10 protein-coding genes are annotated in these 9,384 nt (G+C 70.0%); 9 read left to right on the top strand and 1 reads right to left on the bottom strand.

Annotated elements, in window-relative coordinates:
* Positions 1-590: 590 nt before the first annotated feature.
* The 5 genes from nrdH (at position 591) to nrdF (ending at position 5,375) form a co-directional block, all read left to right on the top strand.
* A complete protein-coding gene (gene nrdH / locus CTKZ_RS02565; RefSeq protein ID WP_013772638.1) occupies positions 591-836 on the top strand; it encodes a glutaredoxin-like protein NrdH in 246 nt (81 codons plus the stop codon).
* Between the two features lie 206 nt (positions 837-1,042).
* On the top strand, positions 1,043-1,459 hold the full coding sequence (nrdI, locus tag CTKZ_RS02570) for a class Ib ribonucleoside-diphosphate reductase assembly flavoprotein NrdI (protein WP_124341468.1): 417 nt from the start codon (positions 1,043-1,045) through the stop codon (positions 1,457-1,459).
* Entirely contained in the window at positions 1,429-3,576 is a 2,148-nt protein-coding gene (nrdE, locus tag CTKZ_RS02575) for a class 1b ribonucleoside-diphosphate reductase subunit alpha (protein WP_124341469.1), read from the top strand. Before nrdI ends, nrdE begins: the two co-directional genes overlap by 31 nt.
* A gap of 15 nt (positions 3,577-3,591) precedes the next feature.
* Entirely contained in the window at positions 3,592-4,398 is an 807-nt protein-coding gene (locus tag CTKZ_RS02580; protein ID WP_124341470.1) for an NUMOD3 domain-containing DNA-binding protein, read from the top strand.
* On the top strand, positions 4,395-5,375 hold the full coding sequence (gene nrdF / locus CTKZ_RS02585; protein ID WP_124341471.1) for a class 1b ribonucleoside-diphosphate reductase subunit beta: 981 nt from the start codon (positions 4,395-4,397) through the stop codon (positions 5,373-5,375). Before CTKZ_RS02580 ends, nrdF begins: the two co-directional genes overlap by 4 nt.
* Positions 5,376-5,438: 63 nt before the next feature.
* Here the strand turns inward: nrdF and CTKZ_RS02590 are convergent, their stop codons facing one another.
* Positions 5,439-6,446, bottom strand: coding sequence for a helix-turn-helix transcriptional regulator (locus CTKZ_RS02590; protein WP_124341472.1), 1,008 nt, complete (start codon positions 6,444-6,446; stop codon positions 5,439-5,441).
* A gap of 101 nt (positions 6,447-6,547) precedes the next feature.
* On the opposite strand from CTKZ_RS02590, the gene CTKZ_RS02595 reads away from it, so the two are divergent.
* The 4 genes from CTKZ_RS02595 to CTKZ_RS02610 all read left to right on the top strand — a co-directional run bounded on the left by CTKZ_RS02595 (position 6,548) and on the right by CTKZ_RS02610 (position 9,315).
* Positions 6,548-7,000, top strand: a complete 453-nt coding sequence (locus CTKZ_RS02595; protein WP_124341473.1) for a VOC family protein — start codon at positions 6,548-6,550, stop codon at positions 6,998-7,000.
* Between the two features lie 92 nt (positions 7,001-7,092).
* On the top strand, positions 7,093-7,851 hold the full coding sequence (locus CTKZ_RS02600; RefSeq protein WP_200829623.1) for a DUF6544 family protein: 759 nt from the start codon (positions 7,093-7,095) through the stop codon (positions 7,849-7,851).
* A gap of 57 nt (positions 7,852-7,908) precedes the next feature.
* The gene (locus tag CTKZ_RS02605; protein WP_124341474.1) at positions 7,909-8,238 is read left to right on the top strand and encodes a hypothetical protein; all 330 of its coding nucleotides are present in this window, start codon (positions 7,909-7,911) and stop codon (positions 8,236-8,238) included.
* Between the two features lie 99 nt (positions 8,239-8,337).
* Positions 8,338-9,315 carry an aldo/keto reductase gene (locus tag CTKZ_RS02610; protein WP_124341475.1) on the top strand — a complete coding sequence of 326 codons (978 nt, stop codon included), beginning with the start codon at positions 8,338-8,340 and terminating at the stop codon, positions 9,313-9,315.
* The last annotated feature ends 69 nt before the right edge of the window (positions 9,316-9,384 follow it).

Raw genomic sequence — 9,384 nt, forward strand, 5'->3', positions numbered from 1 at the left:
CGCGCGGGGGCCCGACGTCATCACGCGCCGGGGCCCGACGTCATCACGCGCCCACCCACGCCCCGACGTCCAGGCCCAGGACGCGACCCGGCGTCGAGCGTGTCCGGCGACGACTCGAGGCGGTCGTGCGTGGCCGCGCCCGGCCCGTCGTCGGGCGGCAGGTCGGGCCTGTGCGCGACCCTCGTCGGGCGCCGCCGGGGCTTCCGTCACCCGTCCGGGCGATTCGTCGCGAGACGTCCTGCAGCCCCTGCGGCGTGTCGCGCACCGGCGCGTCCGGGCGAACTGGACGCTGCCCTTGTGGACCCGGTTGTGCACGGTGCTGTGCGGCTGCTGGGGACGCCTGTGGACGGTCCGCGAACCCGCAGGTCGGGGGCTCTGTCGGACCTCGGCGATACCCTGGGTTCTCCACAGGGTGAAGTTGAACGACACGGATGTAACACAATCCCTAGTGGTGGCTTGTGAGTCGCACCCCTAGGTGTAGTGTTGAAGTCGACGCGGTGGGGGAACCGCGATCGGCTCCGCAAGGGGCCCACGGACCATCGCGACCCACTCCGGGGGGAGCGTCGCGCGAGAGTGAACTAGGAGCCACGATGACGATCACGGTCTACAGCAAGCCGGCGTGCGTGCAGTGCAACGCGACCTACCGCGCGCTCGACAAGCTGGGTGCCGAGTACACCGTCGTGGACATCAGCGAGGACGCCGACGCGCGTGACTACGTCATGTCGCTCGGCCACCTCCAGGCCCCCGTCGTGATCGTCGACGGCGACCACTGGTCGGGCTACCGCCCGGACCGCATCAAGGCGCTCGCCGACCGCATGGCCGCCGCCGTCGCCTGACGCACGCGGGCGGCCGGACGGGTCGCCCACCACGGACGCCCCGGGCCGGCGCAGGACTCGCACCGCGTCGGCCCGGCGGGCATCCGCCCCCGGTACCGGACACAGAAGAGGGTCGGCTCCGCCGTGCCCTCGCACCGACACCGCACCGACACCGCACATCGAGAGCGACGGTCCGACCGTCCGACCGGGGCGAGGGGAGCAGGCCGATGAGCTCGCTGGTCTACTTCTCCTCCGCCTCGAACAACACGCACCGCTTCGTGGAGAAGCTGGGCCTGCCCGCCCGGCGCATCCCGCTGCGGCCGACTGACCCGTTCCTGCACGTGACGGAGCCGTACGTCCTGGTCGTCCCCACCTACGGCGGTGGCAACGAGGGCGGCGCCGTGCCGCGGCAGGTCGTGAAGTTCCTCAACGACGAGGGCAACCGGTCGCTCATCCGCGGCGTCATCGCGGCGGGCAACACCAACTTCGGCGAGGCCTACTGCATCGCGGGGGACATCGTCGCGGCCAAGTGCCGCGTCCCCTACCTGTACGGGTTCGAGCTCATGGGAACGAACGAGGACGTGCACCGCGTCCGCGAGGGATTGAGGACATTTTGGCAGCGACAGTCGCAGATACCCGCGTAGAGCTGACGGGGCTGGACTACCACGCCCTGAACGCGATGCTGAACCTCTACGACGCGGACGGGAAGATCCAGTTCGACAAGGACCGGGAGGCGGCGCGGCAGTACTTCCTCCAGCACGTCAACCAGAACACGGTCTTCTTCCACGACCTCGACGAGAAGCTCGAGTACCTGGTCGAGAACAAGTACTACGACCCGGCGGTGCTCGCGCAGTACGACCGCGCGTTCATCAAGACGCTCTTCGAGTACGCGTACTCGAAGAAGTTCCGCTTCCAGACGTTCCTCGGCGCGTTCAAGTACTACACGTCGTACACGCTGAAGACGTTCGACGGGAAGCGGTACCTGGAGCGTTTCGAGGACCGTGTCTGCATGGTCGCGCTGAGCCTCGCCGAGGGTGACCAGGACTTCGCGATCAGCCTCGTCGACGAGATCGTCTCGGGCCGCTTCCAGCCGGCGACGCCGACGTTCCTCAACCTCGGCAAGGCGCAGCGCGGCGAGCCCGTCTCCTGCTTCCTGCTGCGCATCGAGGACAACATGGAGTCCATCGCGCGCGGCATCAACTCCGCCCTGCAGCTCTCCAAGCGTGGCGGCGGCGTCGCGCTCCTGCTCAGCAACATCCGCGAGCACGGCGCGCCCATCAAGCACATCGAGAACCAGAGCTCGGGCGTCATCCCCGTCATGAAGCTCCTCGAGGACTCGTTCTCGTACGCGAACCAGCTCGGCGCGCGCCAGGGCGCGGGTGCCGTGTACCTGCACGCGCACCACCCGGACATCTACCGGTTCCTCGACACCAAGCGCGAGAACGCCGACGAGAAGATCCGCATCAAGACGCTGTCGCTCGGCGTCGTCATCCCGGACATCACGTTCGAGCTGGCGAAGAAGAACGAGCCGATGTACCTGTTCTCGCCGTACGACGTCGAGCGCGTGTACGGGGTGCCGTTCGCGGACATCGACGTCTCGGAGAAGTACTACGAGATGGTCGACAACGCGGCGATCCGCAAGACGAAGATCAACGCGCGCGAGTTCTTCCAGACGCTCGCCGAGCTCCAGTTCGAGTCCGGCTACCCGTACGTGATGTTCGAGGACACGGTCAACCGTGCGAACCCCGTCAAGGGCAAGATCACGCACTCGAACCTCTGCTCGGAGATCCTCCAGGTGTCGACCCCGTCGACGTTCAACGAGGACCTCTCCTACAAGGAGGTCGGCCGCGACATCTCCTGCAACCTCGGCTCGATGAACATCGCGCTCGCGATGGACGGCCCGGACTTCGGCAAGTCGGTCGAGACCGCGATCCGTGCGCTGACGGCCGTCTCCGACCAGACGGACATCGAGTCGGTGCCGTCGGTCAAGCGCGCCAACCGCGGCGGCCACGCCATCGGCCTCGGGCAGATGAACCTGCACGGCTACCTGGCGCGCGAGCGGATCTTCTACGGGTCCGACGAGGGCCTCGACTTCACGAACATCTACTTCTACACGGTCGCCTACCACGCGATCCGTGCGTCGAACCTGCTCGCGCAGGAGCGGAAGCAGGCGTTCTACGGGTTCGAGGACTCGAAGTACGCGACGGGCGAGTACTTCCAGAAGTACGTCGAGAAGGAGTGGGCGCCGCGCACCGAGCGCATCCGTGCGCTCTTCGCGGACGCCGGCGTGCACATCCCGACGCAGGACGACTGGCGTCAGCTGGCCGCCTCCGTCAAGGAGCACGGCATCTACAACCAGAACCTGCAGGCGGTCCCGCCGACCGGCTCGATCTCGTACATCAACCACTCGACGTCGTCGATCCACCCGATCGCGTCGAAGATCGAGATCCGCAAGGAAGGCAAGATCGGCCGCGTCTACTACCCGGCGCCGTTCATGACGAACGACAACCTGGAGTATTACCAGGACGCGTACGAGATCGGCTACGAGAAGGTCATCGACACCTACGCCGAGGCGACGCAGCACGTCGACCAGGGCCTGTCGCTGACGCTGTTCTTCAAGGACACGGCGACGACCCGTGACCTCAACCGGGCGCAGATCTACGCCTGGAAGAAGGGCATCAAGACGATCTACTACATCCGCCTCCGCCAGCTCGCCCTGGAGGGGACGTCCGTGGAGGGTTGCGTCTCGTGCATGCTGTGACGAGGGACTTGTCCGATGCGTGAGGTCGGCGAGCCGGCGGTCGTCGGCGTCGTCTACGGCATTCGGCTCGCGACTGTGGCGGAGTACCGCTACGTCGGCCTCACCGAGTCGTCGGCGACGCGCCGCCTGACCCGGCACCGCGCGAATGCGCGTGCTGGTCGGCGGACACCGTTCTACGACTGGCTGCGCAAGCACGACGTGGAGGTCGTCGTCGACGTCCTCGAGAAGGTCACCACCTCGCGGGCTGACCTCGGCCTGGCTGAGATGCGGTGGATCGCTGATCTCAGGGCGTCTGGCCACACGCTGCTGAACTTGACGGACGGCGGGCTCGGGCCGACAGGCGTCGTCTGGACGGAAGAACAGCGCGAGGCAGCGCGGATCCGGTCGACCGGGAGGCCAGGCGTGAGCCGTCCTGGCGTCCTGGGTCCCTTCTACGGGCGGCGCCACAGCGACGAGCAGCGCGCGCGGTGGTCGAGGGACCGTCAGGGCACCAACGTGGGCGCGGACAACCCCAACTTCGGCAGGTTCGGTGCAGAGCACCCGGCCTTCGGTTCCACGTGGAGCGACGAGGCACGGCGTCGTCTCTCTGAGTTGCGCAAGGGCGAGGGCAACCCGAACTTCGGGAGGTCTGCGAGCGCCGAGACGCGGGCGAAGATGTCGGCAGCACGGAAGGGGCGCCCCATGCCGTCGAGCAAGCGCAATGCGCACACGAGGCATCACACCAACAAGGGCGTGCGCAGCAACAGGTGCGCCTACTGCGACACGATCGTCGAGCACCAGTTCGCGCTGGCGCTCGTAGCCCAGAAGGAAGACGTGACATGACCCCCACGGGGAAGCTGAAGCTGATCGACCGCGTGTCGGCGATCAACTGGAACCGGCTCGAGGACGCGAAGGACGCCGAGGTCTGGGACCGGCTCGTCGGCAACTTCTGGCTGCCGGAGAAGGTGCCGGTGTCGAACGACATCCAGTCGTGGGCGACGCTCACCGAGCAGGAGAAGACGCTCACGATGCGCGTCTTCACCGGCCTGACGCTGCTCGACACGATCCAGGGCACGGTCGGCGCGGTCAGCCTGATCCCGGACGCGATCACGCCGCACGAGGAGGCCGTCTACACGAACATCGCGTTCATGGAGTCGGTGCACGCCAAGTCGTACTCGTCAATCTTCTCGACGCTGTGCTCCACCAAGGAGATCGACGAGGCGTTCCGCTGGTCGGAGGAGAACCCGAACCTCCAGCGCAAGGCCGAGATCGTCATGCAGTACTACAAGGGCGACTCGCCGCTGAAGCGGAAGGTCGCGAGCACGCTGCTCGAGTCGTTCCTCTTCTACTCGGGCTTCTACCTGCCCATGTACTGGTCGAGCCGCGCGAAGCTCACGAACACGGCCGACCTGATCCGGCTGATCATCCGTGACGAGGCGGTGCACGGGTACTACATCGGCTACAAGTTCCAGAAGGGCCTCGAGGCGCTGTCGGCCGAGGAGCGCCAGGAGCTCAAGGACTACACGTTCGAGCTGCTCTTCGAGCTGTACGACAACGAGGTGGAGTACACGCAGGACCTGTACGACGGCGTCGGTCTGACCGAGGACGTCAAGAAGTTCCTGCGCTACAACGCCAACAAGGCTCTGATGAACCTCGGCTACGAGGCGCTGTTCCCGCGCGACGAGACCGACGTGAACCCGGCGATCCTGTCGGCGCTGTCGCCGAACGCGGACGAGAACCACGACTTCTTCTCGGGGTCGGGCTCGTCGTACGTCATCGGCAAGGCCGTCAACACCGAGGACGAGGACTGGGACTTCTGATCCCGTCCTGACGCACGCCACGAGAGGCCCGCACCCCGCCCGGGGTCGCGGGCCTCTCGCGTGTCAGGACGGCCCGGCGGCGGCCGTCGCGGCGTTGCGTGCGGCGAGCCGGGCGAACGCGTCGGTCAGCTCGGGCGGGGACACGACGTCGACGTCGGTGTCGAAGCGGTTGAGCGACGCGGCGAGCGCGACCCACGACCACGAGCCGGTCGTGAGGCGGCAGCGGTCGGGGCCGAGGTCCTCGACGACCCCGTCGCCGACGAAGGGCCGGACGACAGCGGCGGGGCTGTGCAGGACGACCGTGCCGCGGCAGGGCGGGCCGCCGGTCGCGTCCCCCGCGCCCGCGTCGGAGCCCGCGAAGCGCGCGGCGACGTACGCGGCGACGTCACCGCCCGGCACCTCGCGCGGCGTGAAGCGCGGCCCGGTCGGCGTGCGCGGGGTGAGGCGGTCGGCGCGGAACAGGCGCCAGTCGTCGCGGTCGAGGTCCCACGCGACGAGGTACCAGCGGCTGCGCGACGCGACGAGGTGGTGCGGCTCGACGCGCCGCGGCGGACCGGCCGCCGCCGGTGTGCCGGCGCGTGGGTCGGCGTGGTCGAACCGCAGGACCTCGTGGGCCCGGACGGCGGCGGAGATCGCGACGAGGACGTCGGGGGCGACGGGGTCGGCGGCACCTGGTCGACCGGCAGCCGGGAGCGTCGTGAACGTCAGGGCGTCGAGCCGGTGGCGCAGCCGCGACGGCATCACCTGACGCACGGTGCCGAGCGCGCGCACCGCGGCCTCGTCGATCGCAGCCCCGGTTGCCGTCGCGGCCTGCAGCGCCACGGCGAGGGCGACCACCTGGTCGTCGTCGAGGAGCAGCGGCGGCACCTCCGACCCGGCCTCGAGCCGGTAGCCGCCGTCGGGTCCCATCGTCGCCTCGATCCGGTAGCCCATCGCGCGCAGCCGGTCGACGTCGCGGCGCACGGTCCGGCGGCTGATGCCGAGGCGGTCGGCCAGGAGCGAGCCCGGCCACGCGCGGCGCGTCTGCAGCAGCGAGAGCAGCCGCAGCAGGCGGGAGGTCGTCGTCGCCATGCCGTGAGCCTAGGGGCGAAGTAGGACCGAACCTGACCTACACGCACGGAAGGGTGGTGGTCACCGGGATCGACCCGGGCGAGCACCCGTCAGGAGCGGACATGACCCTCACCACCACCACGCACCTCAACTTCCGCGGAAACGCCCGCGCGGCTCTCGACCTGTACGCCGCGGCCGTCGGCGGGCGCGTCACCGTGACCACCTACGCCGAGCTCGGCATGCCCGCCGACGCGCCCGGTGCCGACGGCGTCGTCTTCGGGCTCGTCGAGGCCGACAACGGGTTCCGGGTCATGGCGTACGACGTCCCCGGCGCACCGGGCCCGGCGCAGACGGGCTCGACGCGGCGCGAGAACGGCGTCACCCTCACCGACCAGCCGTTCTTCGTCTCCGTCCGCGGTGCCTCGCTCGACGAGGTGCAGGCCGTCTGGGACGGTCTCGCGGACGGCGCGACGGTCGTCGAGCCGCTCGCCGCCTCCGCGTGGAGCGCGGGGTTCGGCATGCTCACCGACCGGTTCGGCGTCACGTGGGTGCTCGACGTCGCCACGTCCGCCTGACCTACGCGGAGGGCGGGACCTTCGACTCGCGCGACGGTCCCGCCCCGCTCCTACCGTGCGGAACAGGTCCCGATGGAGGGGGTGGAGGTCTCGTGTCTCGTCACACGCCGACGGCACGTGCGCGGCTCGACGACGTCCCGGGGCCGCGGCTCGGCGAACCGCTGCCGCGGTTCACGTCCGCCGGCACCGCCGGTCTTCCCGAGGCGACGAGGCGCTGGCTGCGGCACGCGATCGCCGAGGGCACGCCGCTGCACCGCTCGGCGGCACTGACGATGCACGGCGAGATCAGGATCGGCTCGTGGCGCCCCTTCACCGCGCGTCAGCTGATCGTCCCGGGCTCCGCGTTCGTGTGGCAGGCCCGGACCGCGATCCTCGGGCTGCCCGTGCGCGGCTTCGACCGCTACGTCGACGGCGTGGGCGAGATGCGTTGGCGGCTGGCGGGCGTCGTCCCGGTGCTGAGCGCCCAGGGCGACGACGTCACGCGCAGCGCGGCCGGGCGGCTCGCCGGGGAGGGCGTGCTCGTCCCGACGGCGTTCGGCGTGGCGACGTGGACCGCGGACCGCGACCCCGACGCGTTCGTCGGGCGGTGGCTGATCGACGGCGACGAGCACGGTGTGCGGCTCGAGGTCGGACCGGACGGGCGGCTGCGCCGCGTGACGATGGACCGGTGGGGCGACCCCGACGGACGCGGCCACGCGCTGCACCACTTCGGCGTGACTGTCGACGCCGAGGCGACGTTCCACGGCGTGACGATGCCCGGACGCTTCCGTGCGAGCTGGTGGGCGGGCTCCGAACCCGAGGAGGAGGGCGAGTTCTTCCGCGCGACGATCACGGACGCGTCGTTCTCCTGAGGCCGTCGCGGGGTGGATCTCGGGGACGTCCGCTTCCCCAGGAGGATGCTGGGTCCCATGGACCACGACGCACTGCACGACGTCCGACCCGTCACGACACGTCTCGTCGATCCGCGGGACATGACGCACGAGGTCACGGCCCCCGTCTTCCGGGTCACCTTCTGGACGGGGGAGCGTCACGACGACGACGGCACCCCGGCGAGCCAGGAGGCGACGTACGAGCTCGAGGGGGTCGACGTCGTCGACGCGATCGCGTGGGCGCGAGCTCACGCACGGACGGTGTCCCCGCTCGTCCTCGTGCAGCTCGCGGTCGTCGCCGACGACCCCCGGACGGACGGCCGCACGGCGATCAGCCTGTGGTCGTGGGACGGCATCGCGGATCGGTAGGCGACGCGCGAGGCGGACGGCTCGCGCCGCGCGCGCGGCGGGGTGAGGCTGGTCGTCGGCCCGGTGGACGCCGGCCGTACACAGCAACGAGGAGCTTGCATGGAGTACCGCCAGCTCGGCCGGACCGGCCTGAGGGTGTCGGAGATCGGGTACGGCGCGTGGGGGATCGGGGCGTCGCAGTGGAAGGGCGCGCAGGAGGACGAGTCGGTCGCGGCGCTGCGCCGCGCGATCGAGCTCGGCGTGAACTTCGTCGACACGGCGCGCGGGTACGGCGAGAGCGAGCGCATCGTCGGCAGCGTCCTGCGGGAGCACCCGGACGTGCTCGTCGCGACGAAGGTGCCGCCGAAGAACATGGTCTGGCCCGCGCCGGACGGGCTGCACCCGGACGAGACGTTCCCGGGCGAGCACGTCCGCGCGAGCCTCGAGGCGAGCCTGCAGGCGTCGGGGCTCGATCACTTCGACGTGCTCCAGCTCCACGTCTGGTCCGACGAGTGGGTCGGCACGGGCGACTGGCTCGAGACGGTCGCGGCGCTCAAGGACGAGGGCAAGATCCGCTTCTTCGGAGTCTCGATCAACGACTACCAGCCGGAGAACGCGCTCGCCCTGGTCCGCAGCGGTGCGGTCGACACGGTGCAGGTCATCCACAACGCGTGGCACCAGCAGCCCGAGGAGCAGCTGCTGGGCGCGTGCGAGGAGCACGGCGTCGGCGTGATCGTGCGCGTCGCGCTCGACGAGGGCGGGCTGACCGGCCGAATCACGGCGGGCGCGACGTTCCCGGAGGGCGACTTCCGGAACACGTACTTCGGTGGCGACCGGCCGGCGCAGGTCGAGCAGCACGTGAGGGCGCTGGTCGAGGACCTCGGCATCGAGACGGACGCGCTGCCCGACGTCGCGCTGCGGTACGTGCTGGACCACCCAGCGGTGTCGACGGTCATCGCGGGCATGCGGACCGTGCGGAACGTCGAGCGCAACGCGGCGACGAGCGACGGGCGGCGGCTCACCGACGAGCAGCGTGCGGTGATCCGGCGGCACCGGTGGGAGCGGAACTTCTACCGGGCGGTCGACGCCGAGGACTGATCCGACGGCCTCGAGCCCCGCGCAGCGGACGGGCGCGTCCGTCCGCTGCGCGGGGCAACCGTTCGCGCG

Source organism: Cellulomonas algicola (genome assembly GCF_003851725.1).
In the GTDB taxonomy this organism is placed as follows: Bacteria; Actinomycetota; Actinomycetes; order Actinomycetales; family Cellulomonadaceae; genus Cellulomonas; species Cellulomonas algicola.